Raw genomic sequence first — 18,244 nt, forward strand, 5'->3', positions numbered from 1 at the left:
GGGAGTGGGCTTTCCCGGCTGCAAGGCTTCGCGAGGGCGCTGTAAACCCATCCTTGGGCGCTACCTTTGCCATCCATGGCAAAGGACCCTCGTTCCGCCTTGCCCCCGGCGCCCATCTCCGAAGGAAACTGGGAAAAGGGTGTTACTGGCCGGTCTGGCTGCCCTGGCGCGTCAACCGCAGCGCCTCGCCGTTCTGGAAGCGGCGCTTCTGCGGGTCGATCAACTCCAGGGTGTCGGGGTTGAGCTTGAGGAAGTAGTAGACCTGCCCCTCGCCGTCCGGCGTCAGCTCGTAGACGGTGGCCTCGGGGTCGCTGTCGGTGCCGCTGAGCACGTCCCACTGCCCTTCGTAGTGCTCGGTGGGCGGATTCTGCGGGTGCTCGCGATAGCTGGCATCCAGCTGGAAGGTGCGATCGGCATCGCTGGCCTGCTCGTCACCCTTGAGCGCGACCGTGATGTCGATGCCCGCGCAGTTGCGGCACGGCAGCGTCCCCTCGTAGACGGCCGCCTGTTCGGCTGTGGCCGGCGCGCCCGGCGCCGTGCCCTGCTGGGTACCGGTGGCACACCCTGCCAGCAGCGCCAGCATCGCGGAACCGGCCAGCAACGTCCTGATCTGCATGTGAGTCCTCCTAACCTGTGAGCGTGAGCCGCCGTGGCGACATCCTGCCCACAGGATAGCGGCAAGCCACGCGGCTGGACAGCCCCGTGGCCGCCGGGTCAATCGAGCGTCGGGTAATCGGTATAACCTTCGGCGCCGCCGCCGTAGAAGGTTGCCGGGTCCGGCTCGTTGAGCGGTGCCTCACGGCGGAAGCGCTCGACGAGATCCGGGTTGGCGATGTAGGGCCGACCAAAGGCCGCGGCGTCCCCCAGACCGTCGCCGATCAGCACCTCGGCCCGCTCGGCGGTGTAATGACCGCAGTAGATCAGCACGCCGTGGAAGCGCTCGCGCAGGTCGCGCCGGAAGGCGTCGGTCAGCTGCGGGCCTTCGCCGGTCCAGTCCGGCTCGTTGATGTGCAGATAGGCGATGCCGCGCCGCGAGAGCTGCTCGGCCAGGTAGTGCATCATCGCTTCCGGCTCATCGTCGGACAGGCCGAAGATCTCGATGAACGGCGACAGGCGGATGCCCACCCGGTCGGCGCCCATCACCTCGCTGACCGCGTCGACCACCTCGAGCACCAGCCGCGCGCGATTGACCACGCTGCCGCCGTAACGGTCGGTGCGCCGGTTGGCGCCGGTGGCCAGGAACTGCTGCAGCAGGTAGGCGTTGGCGGCATGCACCTCGACCATGTCGAAGCCGGCGCGCTTGGCGCGTCTGGCCGCCTGACGGTAGTCGTCGATGAGCGCCGGAATCTCGTCGAGTTCCAGCGCCCGCGGAGTGCTCACCGGGTAGCGTCCGGCGCTGCCGTCGGGGAATTCGGCGAAGCATTCGGCCCCTTCGCCGCGCAGGGCGCTCGGCGCCACCGGCTGACGCCCTTCGGGCTGGACAATCTCGTGGGAGACTCGGCCCACGTGCCAGAGCTGCAGCGCCATGCGGCCGCCGGCATCGTGCACGGCCTTGACCACCTTGCGCCAGCCGGCCTCCTGGGCATCGGTATAGATCCCCGGGGTATAGACGTAGCCCCGCGCGGTGGGCGAGATGTTGGTGGCTTCACTGATGATCAGCCCGGCGCCGGCGCGCTGGGCATAGTACTCGGCCTGCAGGTCGCCGGGCACGCTGTCCGGGGTGCGGGCACGGGTCAGCGGCGCCATGATCACCCGGTTGGGCAGGGTCAGGCGGCCGATGTCCAGGGGGGAAAGCAGTGTCTCGTGCGCCATGGTCTCTCCTTGGCCAGTCTCGTCATGAGTGGTGGAGGGAACATGGCGCTCGTTAGAGCCCTAATCAATGGCCGGCCATCATAGTTTTTTCCTATCCCGTGATCGGGTGGCACCATGAGGCCGGCCGGCGCCTTACGCCGCCAACGGCTGGGTCGGGCCGAAGGTCTCGAAGCGACGCTTCGCCTCGGGCACGTCCAGCGCGGCCAGTTCGGCGTTGACGTGGCTCATGAAGCCCTGCGGACCGACGATGTAGCACAGGGTCTGCTGCCCCGGCAGGTAGCGGGCCAGCAGCGCGCGGTCGACGAAACCGGCGTGATCCGGGGCATCGCTCTCGCGCGGCGCCTCGTAGAGGGTGACGGCCTTGAACTGCTGCGGATAGCGCGCCTCGAGGGCGGCCACTTCATCGGCAAAGGCGTGCACGCTGCCGTCGCGGGCGGCATGCAGATAGGTGACCTGGCGACCCTGTGCCAGCGCCTCGTCGGCCAGCGACAGCATCGGTGTCTGGCCCACGCCGCCGCTGATCAGCATCACCGGTTCGGCCCCTGCCTCCAGCGTCAGGTCGCCCGACGGCGGCAGCAGCTCGAGCCGCGCACCCTCGCTCATCGCTTCATGGAAGTGCTGGCTGACCCGGCCGCCCGGCTCGCGCTTGATCGACAGCCGGTAGGTCTTGCCGTTGGGCGGCGCGGACAGGCTGTAGTGGCGGTACACCGGCTCACCGTCGATGGTCAGCTTGACGCCGATGAACTGCCCCGGACGGAAGTCGGCCACCTGGCCGCCGTCCTCGGGCGCCAGAACGAAGGAGCGGATCTCGGCGCTCTCGTCACGGGTCTCGGCGACGCGGAAGGCGCGGGCCCCCTGCCAGCCGCCGGGGCGCGAGGCGAATTCCTGATAGGCTTCCGCCTCCAGCTCGATCAGCAGGCCGGCCAGCTCCTCGTAGACGCCCTGCCAGGCGGCGGCGATCTCGGGCGTGACGGCATCACCCAGCACCTCGCCGATCGCCGCCATCAGGCACTCGCCGACGATCGGGTACTGGTCGGGGCGGATGCCCAGCGAGATGTGCTTGCCGACCACCAGCGACAGTGACGCCTTGGCCTGCTCGCGATCGCCACGCAGCTGCACGTAGCGCAGCACCGAGCCGGCCAGGGCGCGCGGCTGGCCACCGCTGGCCTGGTGGGCGGCGTTGAACAGCGCCTTGACTTCCGGGTAGCGCTCGAACATCAGCGGGTAGAAGCGCGAGGTGATCGCCTCGAGATTGGCGGCGACGACGGGGGCGGTGGCGGCGACCAGCTCTTCCTGTTGCGGGGTCAGCATGCGTGAAACTCCTGAACTGAGGATGATGACGCCCTACCCTTCGCAAGGCACGTGCCATCCCCCAGGCCCCGCGACAGCCTGCCGCAGCCTGCCTTGCAGGCCGCGTGCCAACGGCGCTGGAACGGCGCGAGGGGCCGGGCACCCGGCGGCGCGGGCCACATGCCAGGCTCGTTGCTGTACAAATGACAGCCTTTTTGTTGTCATTCCGACAGAAACACCGCAAGGAGTGTCAGAATGACACGCTTCTATCAGGCACTGCGGGCGCTGCTGACCCGGCTGGCCGACGGCGCCCCGCCCGAGACTCTGCCCGACGGCTGGTCGGATCTGCTCGGCACCCTGGTGGGCGACTACCCGGCCGATGCCAGCACCCTGATGGTCGCCACCGATACGGGACTGCAGCCGGTGGCGGTGCTGGGCCTGCCCGCCGACGTGCGCGGCCGCCACTTCGCCCTCGCCGACCATCCGCGCCTGGCCGCCATCGCCAGCCACGACGCGGTGTGCCGCTTCCCGCCCGACAGCCCCCTGCCCGACCCCTTCGACGGCCTGCTCGACGAGGCGCTGAGCACGGTGCACGACTGCCTGGGTGTGGCGCTGCGCGACGGCGAGCGGTTGCTCGGGGTGCTGACGCTGGATGCCCTCGAGGCCGGACGGCTCGAGACGCTCGACGACGAGGAGCTGCTGGCCAAGGCGCATCTGCTGGCTACCTGCCTGCGCCTGGCCAGCCAGCTCAATCAGACCCGCTCGCGGCTCAGCGAGGCCCTCGACCAGGAGCGTCAGCCGCAGCCGGCCATGCACTGGAACAGCCCGGCCATGCGACGCCTCGACGAGACTATCGATCTGGTGGCGCCCACCGACATGTGCGTGCTGCTGCAGGGCGAGACGGGGGTCGGCAAGGAGCGCGTGGTACGCGCCCTGCACGCCCGCTCGAACCGCCACCAGGGCCCGCTGGTCCAGGTCAACTGTGCCAGCCTGCCGGAGTCGCTGATCGAGAGCGAGCTGTTCGGTCACCGGCGCGGCGCCTTTTCCGGGGCGATTCAGGACCATCGCGGCCACTTCGCCATGGCCGACGGCGGCACGCTGATGCTCGACGAGATCGGGGAACTGCCGCTGGCCCTGCAGCCCAAGTTGCTGCGCGCCCTGCAGGAGGGCGAGATCCAGCCGCTGGGCAGCGAGCGCGTGCAGCGCGTGGATGTGCGGGTGATTGCCGTGACCAACCGCGACCTGGCCGCGGAGGCCGCCGCCGGGCGCTTTCGCGAGGACCTCTACCACCGGCTCAGCGCCTTCCCCCTCCAGGTGCCGCCGCTGCGCGAGCGCCGCGAGGATCTGCCGCTGCTGGCCGGTCACTTCCTCGCCGACAACCGGGTGCGCCTGGGCATCGGCAACCTGCGCCTGTCGGCCGACGCCGAGGCGGCACTGGCGGCCTGGCACTGGCCCGGCAACGTCCGTGAGCTGGAACACACCCTGGGACGTGCCGCGCTGCGGGCGCTGGGCGACAGCCTGGGCGAGGCCGGCGGACGGGACCCCGATACCCGGCGTCAGGCCGTGGTGCGCATCACCCGCGAGCACCTCGACCTGCCCGACACGGCCGCACCGGCACCGGCCGCGCCAACAGCCGCCGAGCGGGGGCCGGCCGGCACGACCGACAGGCCCGACGAGCCACTGCGCCCGGCCACCGAGCGCTTCCAGCGGCGCTACATCGCCGCGGCCCTCGACGCCCACGACGGCAACTGGTCGGCCACTGCCCGCGCACTGGGTGTGGACGGCGGCAACCTGCACCGCCTCGCCCGGCGCCTGGGGCTCAAGTAACCCTTCTCTCCCCCGGGGTCAGGCCCCCGGGCGTGCCGCCTCGTTGACGCGATCGGCCTGGCTCACCACGCGATTGCGCCCCTGGCGCTTGGCCCGGTACATGGCCCGGTCGGCACGGGCGACCAGCGACTTGCGGTCATCCCCCGGACGCCACGCCGCCACCCCCAGGCTGACGGTCACGTGCTCCGGGTAGCCGTCGATCTCGAGCCCGGCGATCAGCGCCCGCAGGCGTTCCGCCAGCCGGCAGGCCTCGCTCAGCGAGGTGCTCGAGGCCACGATCACGAACTCCTCGCCCCCCCAGCGCCCCAGGTAGTCGCAGCCGCGCAGGGCGCCGCTGACGGCCTCGGTGAGCGCGATCAACACCCGGTCGCCCGCCTCGTGCCCGTGGACATCGTTGACCTGCTTGAAGTGGTCGACATCGAACAGCAGCAGCGCGCAATCACGGGCATAGCGCTGTGCGGCACTCAGCTCGGCGTCGATGGTCTGCTCGATGCGGTAGCGGTTGTAGGCGCCGGTCAGCGGGTCGCGCAGCGCCAGCCGCTCGAGCCGCCGGTTGGCCTCGGCCAGCGCGGCCTTCTCCTGGCGCAGCTCACGGTTGAGGCCAGCGATCTCGTGGGCCGAGGCGACGATCGCCAGCACCTCGGCCAGGTCCATGGCGGCCAGCCGTTCGATGCGCTTCCAGACATCGCTGCTGTCCCGCACCGCGCGCTGCCAGGCGGCCAGCGCGGCACGCATCGCCGGGTAGGCCGAGGGGCTGGCGGCGGGCCGGGCGCTGCCCGGCATGCCCGACCAGCTGTGGCTGTCGTCCTGGGCGGCGCGGAACAGCATCAGCCAGTCGCGCCCGCTCTCGGTGGGCAGGGGAATCGCCAGCAGGCCGCAGGCCGGGGCCAGCGGCAGACCCGCGGTCATGGGATGATCGGCCAGGCTGTGGGTGTGCCAGGGGCCGACATGCTGATGCTCGCCGGCCAGCCGCTCGGCGAGGGTGTCGATCAGCGCCGCCGACGGCACCGTGCCGAGGGTGGCCAGTTCGCGGCCGTGAATCAGCACCGCCCCGGCGGCACGGAACAGCCCCAGCCATTCGCGGCCGTGGGCCTCCAGCAGAGCATGGGGCGACTGCGGCTGTCCGCGCTGTTCGGAAAGCAGGTCACGGCTGTCGCGCACCCGTTGCAGGAAGCCCGCCTCGACCCGCGCCTTGAGCAGGAACAGGCGCTGGGTGGCCATCTGCACCAGCGTATGGGTGGCGTCACGCCGCGTCGGGCTCAGCGACACGGCGGTATCGCTGTGGCACACCAGCATGCCCCAGACACCGGCATCACCGGGCATGCTCACCGTCAGCAGCGAGGTGACATCGATGGCATCGAGAAAGCGCCGCAAGGCGGTCGAGGGGGCCCGCAGCGGGCTGGCCTGGGGCTCGAGGCGACCGCCCTGCAGGGGGTCGCGCTGCGGCGTCAGCGATACCGCAGGCGCGGCCGCGTCGGGCAGATAGTAGACCGGGAAATCGCCATCGCAGCCCTGCAGGTGCGGCGGCAGGGCGTCGGCCGCGAAGCGTTGTCCCAGCAGGGCCGGGTATTCAGCATGGCGCGACTCGGCCACCGCGGCGACGTGCCCCAGGCCATCGAAACCGTAGACTACCACCCGCGGATAGCCGGTCATGTCGCGCACGCCGGCCACCAGCACCTCGAGCAGGGCGTCGGGATGATTGGCGCCGGCGACCCGGGTCAGCCACTGGTTGACTCCGCCCAGCAGCCGACGCCGGCCGCTGCCCGTCAGCGGTTCCAGCTCCAGCATCACCCGCTCGCCGTAGCGGTGCGCCATCAGCTGCAGGCGCTGGTTGCGACCGCCAACCCAGCGGCTGAAGGTCAGCGGGGCCGTGAGCCGGGTCTCGCCCTGCAGCTCGAGGCGCAGGCGGTGGGTCAGGCGGGCGCCGATCACCTGCTCCAGCGGCCGGTCCATCGCGTCGTCGGGCACCATGCCCAGCAGCACGGAGAGATTACGGCTGGCCTGCAGAACCCGCCGCGCCTCGGCATCGGCCACCAGCAGGGCGCCGTAGGGCTGAATCGTCAGGCCCGCGTCGGCGTCGGTGGACATCGGCTCGGGAAGGGAGGTGATCATCGGTTGCATCAGGGCCATGCCTCCATGTCCGGGCTGCGAACGAGCACCGGACCGGTCAAGGCCATCATTCGGCAGGAGGGCGGCCCGAGATGACGGCATTTCGCGCCCGGGAGGGGCGCCGCGAAGAATGCGCATAGCCTCGACAAATTCGCCGCCGAGTCAATGCCACCTTGGTTCAACAAAAATGAAATTAGCCGCCCCGCCGACGCCGCCAACGAAAAGACCCCGCCAGGAGGCGGGGCCGATACGGGGCATTCGAGAAACGCGCGACGCGCCCTCAGAACGGGATCTCGTCGTCGAAGTCGTCGAAACCGCCGGGCTGGGGCGCCCCGTAGTTGCCACCGCCCTGCTGCTGACCGCCCTGGGCCGGGGCCTGCTGGGGCGGGCGCTGCTGCGGGGCATTGTTGCCATAGCCGCCCTGGGGCGCACCGCCGGGCTGGCCATAGCCACCGCCCTGCTGACCGCCGAAGTTGCCCGGCTGCTGTTGCGGAGCGAAATCGCCGCCACCGCGCGAGTCGAGCATCTGCATATCGTTGCAGACGATCTCGGTGGAGTAGCGATCCTGGCCGTTCTGGTCCTGCCACTTGCGCGTCTGCAGCCGCCCTTCGATATACACCTTGCCGCCCTTCTTCAGGTACTGCTGGGCGATCTCGGCGAGCTTGTTGAACAGCACCACGCGGTGCCACTCGGTCCGCTCCTGGCGCTGACCGCTCTGGCGATCCATCCAGGTGTCGGTCGTCGCCACGTTGAGGTTGGCCACCGCCGTTCCCGACGGCGTAAAGCGCACTTCAGGGTCCTGACCCAGATTGCCGATCAGGATGACCTTGTTCACACCACGGGCCATGTTTGACTCCTTGCTGTTGGCCGGGCGCTCAGGCGCCCGATGTATCGTGTCGGGTACCGGCCACGCGGGCCAGTGCGTCGGTATCCAGGCGCTGCCGGTCGACCTTGAGATAGGCGACCCGCTCGTCGGGCACCACCATCACGTCCTCGACGCCGGCCACCTCGGCGAACCGGGACATCAGGGTATCCAGCGTATCGGGATGGTCGTCGATCGCCACTACCTCGCTGGACAGATGCCGCGGCGCGGGCATCTTCCAGATTACCGCCAGCCACACGGCCCCCAGCAGGGCGGCGCCGAGGAATACCGCATCATAGCCGAAATGCGACGACAGGGCGCCGCCCAGCACGCCGCCCAGGAAGGCGCCGAGGAACTGGCTGGTCGAATAAACGCCCATGGCGGTGCCCTTGGCGCCGGCCGGGGCCAGCTTGCTGATCATCGACGGCAGGGTGGCCTCGAGCAGATTGAAGACCACGAAGAACGCCCACAGCAGGCCCAGCAGCGTCCAGCGCTGGTGGCCGAGTTCGCCCAGCGCCAGCAGGATCAGGGTCATGCCGGCCACCGCGCCGACGAAGGTGGCCTTCATCCGCCGCTTCTTCTCGGCGATGATCACCAGCGGCACCATGCAGACGAAGGCCAGGCCCATAACGCCCAGGTAGAACCAGCCCTGATGCGAGGCCTGGATGCCCACGTCGACCAGCCGGAAGGGCACGGCGACGAAGGCGGCGGTAAGGATCAGGTGCAGGGAGAAGATCGAGAAGTCCAGCCGCAGCAGGCTGGTGCTGGACAGGGTGCTGCGCAGCTGGTCGCGGTCGAGCCCCACGTCGCGGTGGCGGACCAGCCGCGGCGCGGCGGGGACGAGCTTCCACAGTACCAGCAGGCTGACCACGGCGAGCACCGCGGTCAGCCAGAACACGCTGGTCAGGCCGAAATGGGCGGCGACCAGCGGGCCGACGACCATGGCGATGGCGAAGGCCACGCCGATCGACAGGCCGATGGTAGCCATCGCCGCGGTGCGCACTTCCTCGCGGGTCTGGTCGGCGAGCAGCGCCATGATAGCGCCGGCCACCGCGCCACTACCCTGCAGGCAGCGCCCGAGGATGATCTGATAGATGGTGTCGGCCTCGGCGGCGAGCACACTGCCCAGCATGAACAGCAACAGGCCGCCGGCGATCACCGCCTTGCGGCCGACACGGTCGGAGAGCAGGCCGAAGGGAATCTGCAGCACGGCCTGGGTCAGGCCATAGGCACCGAGCGCCACGCCGACGAGCAGCGGGGTGGCCCCGCTCAGGTCCTTGGCGTAGAGCGCCAGTACCGGCAGCACCATGAAGAGTCCGAGCATGCGCGTGGCATAGAGGCCGGCCAGGCCGGTGATGGCACGGCGCTCGGTCGTGAGTAGTCGAGCAGTCATTGGCAGGTTCGCAGTCTGGGTGAACGGGATGGGGGAACAGCTTGCGAGCGCGGGGCCGCCTCGTGACGACGGCGACACCCGACCCGACCATTCTACCGGTTCGGGCCAGAGAGGGGAAAGCGCCGCTCCCGTGACCGGGCAATCGCAGCTGGCTCTGGTAAGGGGTACCGGGGACAGGTCGAAGAGGGGGTCTAAGCCATAACCGGACAACCCAGGTTGTTAGAGCCCGGGCCGGCCAGCGCGTATACTGGTTCTTTTGCGCTGTGCACGAGGTGGCAATGGACAGGATCCAGGTTAGGGGAGCCCGCACCCACAACCTCCAGAACATCGACGTCGATCTGCCGCGCGACAAGTTGATCGTGGTCACCGGACTGTCGGGCTCCGGCAAGTCCTCGTTGGCCTTCGACACGCTCTACGCCGAGGGCCAGCGACGCTACGTCGAGTCGCTGTCCACCTATGCCCGGCAGTTCCTGTCGATGATGGAAAAGCCCGATGTCGATCACATCGAGGGGCTGTCACCGGCGATCTCCATCGAGCAGAAGTCCACCTCGCACAACCCGCGCTCGACGGTGGGCACCATCACCGAGATCTACGACTACCTGCGCCTGCTGTTCGCCCGTGCCGGCACGCCGCGCTGCCCCGAGCACGGCAACGATCTCGAGGCGCAGACCGTCTCGCAGATGGTCGACCAGGTGCTGGGGCTGCCCGAGGGCAGCCGGCTGATGCTGCTGGCACCGGTCGTCAAGGGCCGCAAGGGCGAGCACCAGCAGCTGATCAGCGAACTGCGCGCCCAGGGCTTCGTGCGGGTGATGGTCGACGGCCGGGTCTGCGAGTTCGACGAGATCCCGCCGCTCGACAAGAACAAGAAGCACGACATCAGCGTGGTGGTGGATCGCGTCAAGGTACGCGACGATCTCCAGCAGCGCCTCGCCGAATCGTTCGAGACCGCACTGAACCTCTCCGACGGCATCGCCATCGTCCACTTCATGGACGGCGAGCGCGAGGATCTCACCTTCTCGGCGCGCTTCGCCTGCCCGGTGTGCGGTTACTCGATCGCCGAACTCGAGCCGCGGATGTTCTCGTTCAACAATCCGGCCGGCGCCTGCCCGACCTGCGACGGCCTGGGCAGCCAGCAGTACTTCGACCCGGACAAGCTGATCAGCCATCCCGAGCTGTCACTGGCCGAGGGCGTGATCAAGGGCTGGGACCGGCGCAGCGTCTACTACTTCAACCAGCTGCAGGCGGTCGCCCGCCATTACCGCTTCGAACTCGAGACGCCGTGGAACGCGCTGGCCCGCCACGAGCGCGACATCGTTCTCCACGGCAGCGGCCACGATGCCATCGCCTTTTCCTACGTCAACGACCGCGGCCGCAAGGTGACCCGCGAGCATCCCTTCGAGGGCGTGCTGCCCAACATGCAGCGTCGCTACCGCGAGACCGACTCGAGCATGGTCCGCGAGGATCTCGCCAAGTATCTGGCCGTCCAGCCCTGCCCGAGCTGCCACGGCACCCGCCTGCGGCGCGAATCGCGTCACGTCTATATCGACGAGCACAGCCTGCCGGATCTCGTACGCCTGCCCATCGGCGAGGCCTGGGGCTACTTCAAGGCGCTGGAGCTGCCCGGCCGCAAGGGGGAGATCGCCGCCAAGATCGTCCGTGAGATCCACGCTCGACTGGAGTTCCTGGTCAATGTCGGACTCGACTATCTCAACCTGGAGCGCAGCGCCGACACCCTCTCCGGCGGCGAGGCCCAGCGCATCCGCCTGGCCAGCCAGATCGGCGCCGGCCTGGTGGGCGTGATGTACATCCTCGACGAACCCTCGATCGGCCTGCACCAGCGCGACAACGACCGCCTGCTCAAGACCCTCGAGCACCTGCGCGACCTGGGCAACACGGTGATCGTCGTCGAGCATGACGAGGACGCCATCCGCGCCGCCGACCACGTGCTCGACATCGGCCCCGGCGCCGGGGTGCACGGCGGCCGCATCGTCGCCCAGGGCACGCCGGCCGAGGTCGAGGCCAGCGATGCGTCGCTGACCGGTCAGTACCTGGCCGGCACGCGGCGCATCGAGGTGCCGCCGTATCGCATTCCGGGCAACCCCGAGAAGGTCGTGCGGCTCACCGGCGCCCGTGGCAACAACCTCCAGGACGTCACCCTCGAGCTGCCGCTGGGGCTGTTCGTCTGCGTCACCGGGGTCTCGGGCTCGGGTAAGTCGACGCTGATCAACTCGACGCTGATGCCGATCGCCGCCCGCGAACTCAACCGGGCCTCGACCCTGACGCCGGCGGCACATACCGCCATCGAGGGGCTCGATCAGCTCGACAAGGTCATCGACATCGACCAGAGCCCCATCGGTCGCACGCCGCGCTCCAACCCGGCCACCTACACCGGCATCTTCACGCCGATCCGCGAGCTGTTCGCCGGCACCCAGGAGGCGCGCGCCCGCGGCTACAAGCCGGGCCGCTTCTCGTTCAACGTCAAGGGCGGGCGCTGCGAGGCCTGCCAGGGCGAGGGCATGATCAAGGTCGAGATGCACTTCCTGCCCGACATCTACGTGCCCTGCGATGTCTGCAAGGGCAAGCGCTACAACCGCGAGACGCTGGAGATCACCTACAAGGGCCGGAACATCCACGAGGTGCTGGAGATGACCGTCGAGGAGGCACTGGCGTTCTTCTCGCCGGTGCCGGCGATCGCCCGCCGCCTGCAGACGCTAATGGACGTGGGGCTGTCCTACGTGCGCCTGGGCCAGAGCGCCACCACGCTCTCCGGCGGCGAGGCGCAGCGTGTCAAGCTGGCCCGCGAGCTGGCCAAGCGCGATACCGGCAAGACCCTCTACATCCTCGACGAACCCACCACCGGGCTGCACTTCGAGGACATCCGCCAGCTGCTGACGGTGCTGCATCGCCTGCGCGACCACGGCAACACCATCGTGGTCATCGAGCACAACCTGGACGTGATCAAGACCGCGGACTGGCTGATCGACCTGGGCCCCGAGGGCGGCTCCGGGGGCGGACGGATCATCGCCGAGGGCACCCCGGAGCACGTGGCGACGCTCGAGCACTCGCACACCGGACGCTTCCTCAAGCCGTTGCTGGAGAAGCAGTCGGCAAGCCGCGAACCACGGGCCACCAGCGCCGCGGAGACCTGATCCGGGCTCATCGCTCGCAGCTCGGCTTCCTGCCTTCAGGCGCGAAGTCGAGCCCTTCCCGCCTTCCGTTCATAAAAAAAGCCGGCCCCCGAGGGGGCCGGCTTGCGGCGTCGCTGATGGCCGGGAAGCCTGGCGGAGGATCACTCCTCGCCGGCAGCTTCCTCGACGGCCGGCCGATCGACCAGCTCGACGTAGGCCATGGGGGCGTTGTCGCCGGCGCGGAAACCGCACTTCAGCACACGGACGTAGCCGCCCGGGCGATTGGCGTAACGCGGACCCAGCTCGTTGAAGAGCTTGCCGACCGCTTCCTTGGAGCGGGTGCGGCTGAAGGCCAGACGACGGTTGGCGACGCTGTCCTGCTTGGCCAGGGTGATCAGCGGCTCGATATGACGACGCAGCTCCTTGGCCTTGGGCAGGGTTGTCTTGATCACCTCATGCTCGACCAGCGACACGCTCATGTTCTTGAACATGGCCTGGCGGTGCGAGCTGTTGCGGTTCAGATGACGACCACTCTTACGATGACGCATGGTTTTGTTCCTTAACTGGGACTCGAGTCGACGCTCACGCGGAGGCCTTGTCGTCCTTGAGGCTGGCCGGCGGCCAGTTCTCAAGCCGCATGCCCAAGGAGAGACCGCGCGCTGCCAGGACGTCCTTGATTTCGTTCAGGGACTTCTTGCCGAGGTTCGGCGTCTTCAGCAGCTCCACCTCGGTGCGCTGGATCAGATCGCCGATGTAGTAGATGTTCTCGGCCTTCAGGCAGTTTGCGCTGCGTACGGTCAACTCGAGATCGTCTACGGGGCGCAGCAGGATGGGATCGATGTGATCCTCTTCCTCCTCGACTTCCTGTTCCTTGTCGGCTTCCAGGTCGACGAACGCGCCCAGCTGCTCCTGCAGGATGGTCGCGCTGCGACGGATCGCCTCTTCCGGATCCAGGGTACCGTCGGTTTCCAGGTTGATGACCAGCTTGTCGAGGTCGGTGCGCTGTTCGACACGCGCGGCCTCGACGGCATAGGAAACGCGACGCACGGGGCTGAAGGTCGCATCCAGCTGCAGGCGACCGATGGCCCGGGATTCGTCATCCGCGCTGGCACGAGTATCCGCCGGCTCATAGCCACGCCCGCGGGCGATCTTGAGCTGCATCTTCAGCTCGGCGCCCTCGTTGACGTGAGCGATTACGTGCTCGGGATTGACGATCTCGACATCGTGATCCGTGGCGATGTCACCGGCAGTCACGACGCACGGCCCCTGCTTGTTCAGCGAGAGTACGGCCTCGTCACGGCTGTGCATCTTGATCGCCACGTCCTTGAGGTTCAGGAGGATTTCGATGACATCTTCCTGGACCCCTTCGATCGCGCTGTACTCGTGGTCGACACCGGCGATTTCCGCCTCCACCACGGCGCAGCCGGGCATGGAAGACAGCAGGATGCGACGCAGAGCATTCCCCAGGGTGTGACCGAAGCCGCGCTCGAACGGCTCGAGCACGATCTTCGCGTGGTGCGCGCTGATCTCTTCGACCTTGATGTCGCGAGGACGGAGAAACTCTGTCACTGAACGCTGCATATGAACACCTTTTCAGGCTGCCAAACGGATACTCGGTACTCTGCACCGGGCCCGCCCGAGGGCGGGCCCGGCATCACGCGGTGGCGATGCTTACTTCGAGTACAGCTCGACAATCAGGTTTTCGTTGATGTCGGCAGACAGGTCGCCGCGTTCCGGGACAGCCTTGAAAGTGCCTTCCATCTTCTTCGAGTCGACATCGACCCAGCCGATGTCGCCGCGCTGACCGGCCAGCTGCAGGGCGCTCTGGATGCGCACCTGGTTCCTGGCCTTCTCGCGGACGGAGACGACATCACCGGGGCGAACCTGATAGGAAGCCACGTTGACGGTCTTGCCGTTGACGGCGATCGCCTTGTGGCTGACCAGCTGACGCGCCTCGGAGCGCGTCGAGCCGAAGCCCATGCGGTAGACGACGTTGTCCAGTCGGGATTCGAGCAACTGCAGCAGCAACTCGCCGGTCGCGCCCTTCAGGCGGGCCGCTTCCTTGTAGTAGTTGCGGAACTGCTTCTCGAGTACGCCGTACATGCGACGTACTTTCTGCTTCTCGCGAAGCTGCAAGCCGTAGTCGGAAAGACGCTGACGGCGCTGGCCGTGCACACCCGGGATCTGCTCGGATTTGCACTTCTTCTCGAAGGGAGTGACACCGCTCTTGAGGAAGAGGTCGGTGCCTTCACGACGAGACAGTTTGCACTTCGGTCCAATATAACGAGCCATGAGTCTGTCTCCTTAAACGCGGCGTTTCTTCGGCGGACGGCAGCCGTTGTGGGGAACGGGCGTCGCGTCGGTGATGCTCTGCACGCGGAAACCGGCGGCATTCAGTGCGCGCACGGCGGACTCACGGCCCGGACCGGGGCCTTTGACCAGCACGTCGACGTTCTTTACACCATACTCGGCTGCAGCAGTCGCTGCACGTTCGCTTGCCACTTGAGCAGCGAACGGGGTGCTCTTGCGAGAACCACGAAAACCCGAACCACCGGCAGTCGCCCAGGAAAGAGCGTTGCCCTGGCGGTCTGTGATCGTCACGATCGTGTTGTTAAAAGAGGCATGGATGTGGGCAACCGCATCCACTACCTGCTTTTTCACCTTTTTACGGTTACTACGCGGGTTAGCCATGTTGATGTTTCCTGTCTAAACGCCAGAACGTACGTGATTATTTGCGAATCGGCTTGCGCGGGCCCTTGCGGGTACGCGCATTGGTCTTGGTGCGCTGGCCGCGCAGCGGAAGACCACGACGATGGCGCAGACCACGATAGCAACCCAAGTCCATGAGACGCTTGATATTCAGCGTCGTGTCACGGCGAAGGTCGCCCTCAACGGTGTATTTGCCGACTTCAGTACGCAGGGCATCCACCTGTTCGGCGGACAGCTCCTGAATCTTGGTGGTCGGCGCAATACCGACCGCAGCACAGATGTCCTGTGCACGAGTGCGGCCAATCCCGAAGATATAGGTCAGCGAGATCGCCGCATGCTTGTTGTCCGGGATATTGACGCCTGCAATACGGGCCATCAGCTTTCTCCGAAATTTGAGCGGCTTGCTCGATTGGTCATCTACAAAGGGCGCAACAGCTTACACCTTTGTCCCCCCCGGGACAAGGGCGTAAGCCGGCGCCCGCATTGAAACAGCGGCAGATCAGCCCTGGCGCTGCTTGTGCCGCGGTTCGGTGCAGATGACGCGAACCGCGCCATTACGCCGAATGATCTTGCAGTTGCGGCACATTTTCTTGACGGAAGCTCGAACTTTCATCGTTCTCTCCATTACGCGGCAGGCGCGATGCTCAGCGCATCAGGCCGCCGCTTCCGTAGCCTTTCAGGTTGGACTTCTTCATCACCGACTCGTACTGGTGCGACATCAGATGCGACTGAACCTGCGCCATGAAGTCCATGATGACCACGACCACGATCAGCAACGAGGTTCCGCCGAAGAAGAACGGAACGTTCCATGCAATGATCAGGAACTGGGGCATCAGGGAAACGGCGGTGATGTAGAGGGCACCGAACAGCGTCAGGCGCGTCATCACCTTGTCGACGTAGCGAGCGGTCTGCTCGCCGGGACGGATACCCGGCAGGAACGCACCAGACTTCTTGAGGTTGTCGGCAACGTCCTTGGGATTGAAGACCAGCGCCGTGTAAAAGAAGCAGAAGAATACCACTGCCGCGGCGAAAAGCAAGATGTACAGCGGCTGCCCCGGCCCCAGGGACTGGGAGATCGTCTGCAGCCACTCGAAGCCCTTGGCCGACCCCAGCCACTGGCCGATCGAGGCCGGGAACAGCAGGATGCTCGAGGCGAAGATCGCGGGGATGACCCCGGCCATGTTGACCTTGAGCGGCAGGTAGCTGCTCTGCCCGGCATACATCTTGTTGCCCACCTGACGGCGCGGGTAGTTCACCGTGATGCGGCGCTGACCGCGCTCGATGAACACCACGAACGCCACGGTGGCGATTGCCAGCACGGAAAGCGCCAGCAGCGGCAGGACATTCCACGCGCCATCGTTGCGCGCCAGTTCAAAGGACTGACCGATCGCACCGGGAAGCCCGGCGACGATCCCCGAGAAGATGATCAGCGAAATGCCGTTGCCGATGCCTTTCTCGGTAATCTGCTCGCCCAGCCACATCAAAAACACCGCACCGGCCACGAACGAGACGATCGCGGTGAAGTAGAAGCTGAAGTCGCTGGTATAGGTCACGCCCTGTCCGACCAGACCGACTGCCATGCCGGTCGCCTGGATCAAGGCCAGTATCACGGTGCCGTAGCGGGTGTACTGGCTGATCTTGCGCCGGCCGGCCTCACCTTCCTTCTTCAGCTGCTCGAGCTGGGGCGAGACCGCCGTCAGAAGCTGCATGATGATTGACGCGGAGATGTAGGGCATGATCCCCAGCGCCAGGATACTCATGCGAGACAGTGCACCCCCGGAGAACATGTTGAACATGCCCAGGATGGTGCCCTGATTTTCCCTGAACAAGGCAGCGAGCTGGTCAGGATCGATACCGGGAACGGGAATGTGGGCACCGATGCGGTACACCACGATGGCGATGAACACGAAGCGCAGCCGCGCCCACAGTTCACTCAAGCCGCCTCCCGTTGCCGGCATGTTTCCTGACTTAGCCATTTAGTCCTCGACCTTGCCGCCGGCGGCTTCGATCGCGGCACGGGCACCCTTGGTGACCTTGAGACCGCGCACGGTGACCGCCTTGTTCAGTTCGCCGGAAAGGATGACCTTCGCGAAGCGCGTGGCATCCTTGAGCACGTTGGCCTTCTTCAGCGTCTCCAGGTCGGCGACGTCGCCATCGACCCGTGCCAGCTCGTCCAGGCGCACCTCTTCGGAAACCAGCGATTTCGCGGAGGTGAAGCCGAACTTCGGCAGACGACGCTGCAGCGGCATCTGGCCGCCCTCGAAACCGGGCTTGACGCCGCCACCGGTACGAGACTTCTGGCCCTTGTGGCCGCGGCCGCCGGTCTTGCCCAGACCGGAGCCGATGCCACGGCCGACACGCTTCTCGGCGTGCTTGGAACCCGGAGCCGGGCTCAGGCTATTGAGTTTCATGGATTACTCTCCCTCAACACGCACAAGGTAGTTAACCTTGTTGACCATACCGCGTACGGCAGGGGTGTCTTCCAACTCGACGGTGTGACCGATGCGGCGCAGCCCAAGGCCGCGCATGGTGGCCTTGTGCTTTTCCAGAACGCCGATGGTGCTGCGAACCTGGGTAACCTTGATCTTCGCTGCCATGGTGCCTTACCCCGCGATCTCTTCGACGGACAGACCGCGCTTGGCGGCGATGTCTTCCGGCGCTTGCATGGAGGCCAGGCCGTTGATGGTCGCGCGGACCACGTTCACCGGATTGGTGGAGCCGTAGCACTTGGCCAGAACGTCATGGACACCGGCCAGCTCGAGTACGGAGCGCATGGCGCCACCGGCGATGATCCCGGTACCTTCGGAAGCCGGCTGCATGAACACCTTGGAGGCGCCGTGACGGGCCTTCACCGGGTACTGCAGCGTGCTGCCACGCAGGCTGACCTTGACCATGTTGCGGCGGGCCTGGTCCATCGCCTTCTGGATCGCGACCGGCACCTCGCGGGCCTTGCCGCGACCGAAACCGACGCGGCCGTTGCCGTCACCGACGACGGTCAGTGCGGTGAAACCGAAGATGCGGCCGCCCTTGACCACCTTGGCGACACGGTTGACCTGCACCAGCTTTTCCTGCAGGTCGCCGCCTTTCTGTTCGATATTCGCCATCGTAAAACCC

At 67.0% G+C, this 18,244-nt stretch carries 18 protein-coding genes; 2 read left to right on the plus strand and 16 right to left on the minus strand.

The window, feature by feature from the left end; all coding sequences use genetic code 11:
* Positions 1–142: 142 nt before the first annotated feature.
* The 3 genes from ACTCB7_RS01665 to hmpA all read right to left on the minus strand — a co-directional run bounded on the left by ACTCB7_RS01665 (position 143) and on the right by hmpA (position 3,123).
* Complete coding sequence (locus ACTCB7_RS01665) at positions 143–616, minus strand: copper resistance protein NlpE N-terminal domain-containing protein (protein ID WP_463005322.1); 474 nt, start codon at positions 614–616, stop codon at positions 143–145.
* Positions 617–714: 98 nt separating this feature from the next.
* Positions 715–1,812 carry an alkene reductase gene (locus tag ACTCB7_RS01670; RefSeq protein WP_463005323.1) on the minus strand — a complete coding sequence of 366 codons (1,098 nt, stop codon included), beginning with the start codon at positions 1,810–1,812 and terminating at the stop codon, positions 715–717.
* A 132-nt stretch (positions 1,813–1,944) separates the two neighbouring features.
* The gene (gene hmpA / locus ACTCB7_RS01675) at positions 1,945–3,123 is read right to left on the minus strand and encodes an NO-inducible flavohemoprotein (RefSeq protein WP_463005324.1); all 1,179 of its coding nucleotides are present in this window, start codon (positions 3,121–3,123) and stop codon (positions 1,945–1,947) included.
* 234 nt (positions 3,124–3,357) lie between these two features.
* On the opposite strand from hmpA, the gene norR reads away from it, so the two are divergent.
* Complete coding sequence (gene norR / locus ACTCB7_RS01680; protein WP_463005325.1) at positions 3,358–4,929, plus strand: nitric oxide reductase transcriptional regulator NorR; 1,572 nt, start codon at positions 3,358–3,360, stop codon at positions 4,927–4,929.
* An 18-nt stretch (positions 4,930–4,947) separates the two neighbouring features.
* Here the strand turns inward: norR and ACTCB7_RS01685 are convergent, their stop codons facing one another.
* The 3 genes from ACTCB7_RS01685 to ACTCB7_RS01695 all read right to left on the minus strand — a co-directional run bounded on the left by ACTCB7_RS01685 (position 4,948) and on the right by ACTCB7_RS01695 (position 9,293).
* Positions 4,948–7,059: a sensor domain-containing diguanylate cyclase gene (locus ACTCB7_RS01685; protein ID WP_463005326.1), complete on the minus strand. Its 2,112-nt coding sequence runs from the start codon at positions 7,057–7,059 to the stop codon at positions 4,948–4,950.
* A gap of 259 nt (positions 7,060–7,318) precedes the next feature.
* Positions 7,319–7,885 (minus strand): single-stranded DNA-binding protein, encoded by a 567-nt coding sequence (gene ssb, locus ACTCB7_RS01690; RefSeq protein WP_463005327.1) that lies wholly within the window; start codon positions 7,883–7,885, stop codon positions 7,319–7,321.
* Between the two features lie 28 nt (positions 7,886–7,913).
* Positions 7,914–9,293, minus strand: coding sequence for an MFS transporter (locus ACTCB7_RS01695; protein WP_463005328.1), 1,380 nt, complete (start codon positions 9,291–9,293; stop codon positions 7,914–7,916).
* Between the two features lie 278 nt (positions 9,294–9,571).
* Here ACTCB7_RS01695 and uvrA point away from each other — a divergent pair, with 278 nt between their 5' ends.
* Positions 9,572–12,442, plus strand: a complete 2,871-nt coding sequence (uvrA, locus tag ACTCB7_RS01700; RefSeq protein ID WP_463005329.1) for an excinuclease ABC subunit UvrA — start codon at positions 9,572–9,574, stop codon at positions 12,440–12,442.
* 140 nt (positions 12,443–12,582) lie between these two features.
* On the opposite strand, the gene rplQ is transcribed toward uvrA, so the two are convergent.
* The 10 genes from rplQ to rpsE all read right to left on the minus strand — a co-directional run bounded on the left by rplQ (position 12,583) and on the right by rpsE (position 18,234).
* Positions 12,583–12,969: a 50S ribosomal protein L17 gene (gene rplQ, locus ACTCB7_RS01705; protein ID WP_163648113.1), complete on the minus strand. Its 387-nt coding sequence runs from the start codon at positions 12,967–12,969 to the stop codon at positions 12,583–12,585.
* Between the two features lie 34 nt (positions 12,970–13,003).
* On the minus strand, positions 13,004–14,002 hold the full coding sequence (locus ACTCB7_RS01710) for a DNA-directed RNA polymerase subunit alpha (protein WP_163648112.1): 999 nt from the start codon (positions 14,000–14,002) through the stop codon (positions 13,004–13,006).
* 90 nt (positions 14,003–14,092) lie between these two features.
* Positions 14,093–14,713 carry a 30S ribosomal protein S4 gene (rpsD, locus tag ACTCB7_RS01715; protein WP_224415923.1) on the minus strand — a complete coding sequence of 207 codons (621 nt, stop codon included), beginning with the start codon at positions 14,711–14,713 and terminating at the stop codon, positions 14,093–14,095.
* A 12-nt stretch (positions 14,714–14,725) separates the two neighbouring features.
* Positions 14,726–15,112 (minus strand): 30S ribosomal protein S11, encoded by a 387-nt coding sequence (rpsK, locus tag ACTCB7_RS01720; protein WP_011505752.1) that lies wholly within the window; start codon positions 15,110–15,112, stop codon positions 14,726–14,728.
* Positions 15,113–15,149: 37 nt separating this feature from the next.
* Entirely contained in the window at positions 15,150–15,506 is a 357-nt protein-coding gene (gene rpsM / locus ACTCB7_RS01725; RefSeq protein WP_163648110.1) for a 30S ribosomal protein S13, read from the minus strand.
* 123 nt (positions 15,507–15,629) lie between these two features.
* Entirely contained in the window at positions 15,630–15,743 is a 114-nt protein-coding gene (rpmJ, locus tag ACTCB7_RS01730; protein WP_031384759.1) for a 50S ribosomal protein L36, read from the minus strand.
* A 31-nt stretch (positions 15,744–15,774) separates the two neighbouring features.
* A complete protein-coding gene (secY, locus tag ACTCB7_RS01735; protein WP_463005330.1) occupies positions 15,775–17,106 on the minus strand; it encodes a preprotein translocase subunit SecY in 1,332 nt (443 codons plus the stop codon).
* On the minus strand, positions 17,107–17,541 hold the full coding sequence (gene rplO / locus ACTCB7_RS01740) for a 50S ribosomal protein L15 (protein WP_463005331.1): 435 nt from the start codon (positions 17,539–17,541) through the stop codon (positions 17,107–17,109).
* Positions 17,542–17,544: 3 nt separating this feature from the next.
* Positions 17,545–17,727: a 50S ribosomal protein L30 gene (rpmD, locus tag ACTCB7_RS01745; protein WP_129141347.1), complete on the minus strand. Its 183-nt coding sequence runs from the start codon at positions 17,725–17,727 to the stop codon at positions 17,545–17,547.
* A 6-nt stretch (positions 17,728–17,733) separates the two neighbouring features.
* On the minus strand, positions 17,734–18,234 hold the full coding sequence (gene rpsE, locus ACTCB7_RS01750; protein ID WP_224415924.1) for a 30S ribosomal protein S5: 501 nt from the start codon (positions 18,232–18,234) through the stop codon (positions 17,734–17,736).
* Positions 18,235–18,244: the final 10 nt, after the last annotated feature.

Source organism: Modicisalibacter sp. (assembly GCF_055145905.1).

What these genes read in the sequence shown, in the direction of transcription:
- ACTCB7_RS01665 (WP_463005322.1), bottom strand. Translation starts at nt 616, where the DNA reads ATGCAGATCAGGACGTTGCTGGCCGGTTCCGCGATGCTGGCGCTGCTG.
- ACTCB7_RS01670 (WP_463005323.1), bottom strand. Translation starts at nt 1,812, where the DNA reads ATGGCGCACGAGACACTGCTTTCCCCCCTGGACATCGGCCGCCTGACC.
- hmpA (WP_463005324.1), bottom strand. Translation starts at nt 3,123, where the DNA reads ATGCTGACCCCGCAACAGGAAGAGCTGGTCGCCGCCACCGCCCCCGTC.
- norR (WP_463005325.1), top strand. Translation starts at nt 3,358, where the DNA reads ATGACACGCTTCTATCAGGCACTGCGGGCGCTGCTGACCCGGCTGGCC.
- ACTCB7_RS01685 (WP_463005326.1), bottom strand. Translation starts at nt 7,059, where the DNA reads ATGGCCCTGATGCAACCGATGATCACCTCCCTTCCCGAGCCGATGTCC.
- ssb (WP_463005327.1), bottom strand. Translation starts at nt 7,885, where the DNA reads ATGGCCCGTGGTGTGAACAAGGTCATCCTGATCGGCAATCTGGGTCAG.
- ACTCB7_RS01695 (WP_463005328.1), bottom strand. Translation starts at nt 9,293, where the DNA reads ATGACTGCTCGACTACTCACGACCGAGCGCCGTGCCATCACCGGCCTG.
- uvrA (WP_463005329.1), top strand. Translation starts at nt 9,572, where the DNA reads ATGGACAGGATCCAGGTTAGGGGAGCCCGCACCCACAACCTCCAGAAC.
- rplQ (WP_163648113.1), bottom strand. Translation starts at nt 12,969, where the DNA reads ATGCGTCATCGTAAGAGTGGTCGTCATCTGAACCGCAACAGCTCGCAC.
- ACTCB7_RS01710 (WP_163648112.1), bottom strand. Translation starts at nt 14,002, where the DNA reads ATGCAGCGTTCAGTGACAGAGTTTCTCCGTCCTCGCGACATCAAGGTC.
- rpsD (WP_224415923.1), bottom strand. Translation starts at nt 14,713, where the DNA reads ATGGCTCGTTATATTGGACCGAAGTGCAAACTGTCTCGTCGTGAAGGC.
- rpsK (WP_011505752.1), bottom strand. Translation starts at nt 15,112, where the DNA reads ATGGCTAACCCGCGTAGTAACCGTAAAAAGGTGAAAAAGCAGGTAGTG.
- rpsM (WP_163648110.1), bottom strand. Translation starts at nt 15,506, where the DNA reads ATGGCCCGTATTGCAGGCGTCAATATCCCGGACAACAAGCATGCGGCG.
- rpmJ (WP_031384759.1), bottom strand. Translation starts at nt 15,743, where the DNA reads ATGAAAGTTCGAGCTTCCGTCAAGAAAATGTGCCGCAACTGCAAGATC.
- secY (WP_463005330.1), bottom strand. Translation starts at nt 17,106, where the DNA reads ATGGCTAAGTCAGGAAACATGCCGGCAACGGGAGGCGGCTTGAGTGAA.
- rplO (WP_463005331.1), bottom strand. Translation starts at nt 17,541, where the DNA reads ATGAAACTCAATAGCCTGAGCCCGGCTCCGGGTTCCAAGCACGCCGAG.
- rpmD (WP_129141347.1), bottom strand. Translation starts at nt 17,727, where the DNA reads ATGGCAGCGAAGATCAAGGTTACCCAGGTTCGCAGCACCATCGGCGTT.
- rpsE (WP_224415924.1), bottom strand. Translation starts at nt 18,234, where the DNA reads ATGGCGAATATCGAACAGAAAGGCGGCGACCTGCAGGAAAAGCTGGTG.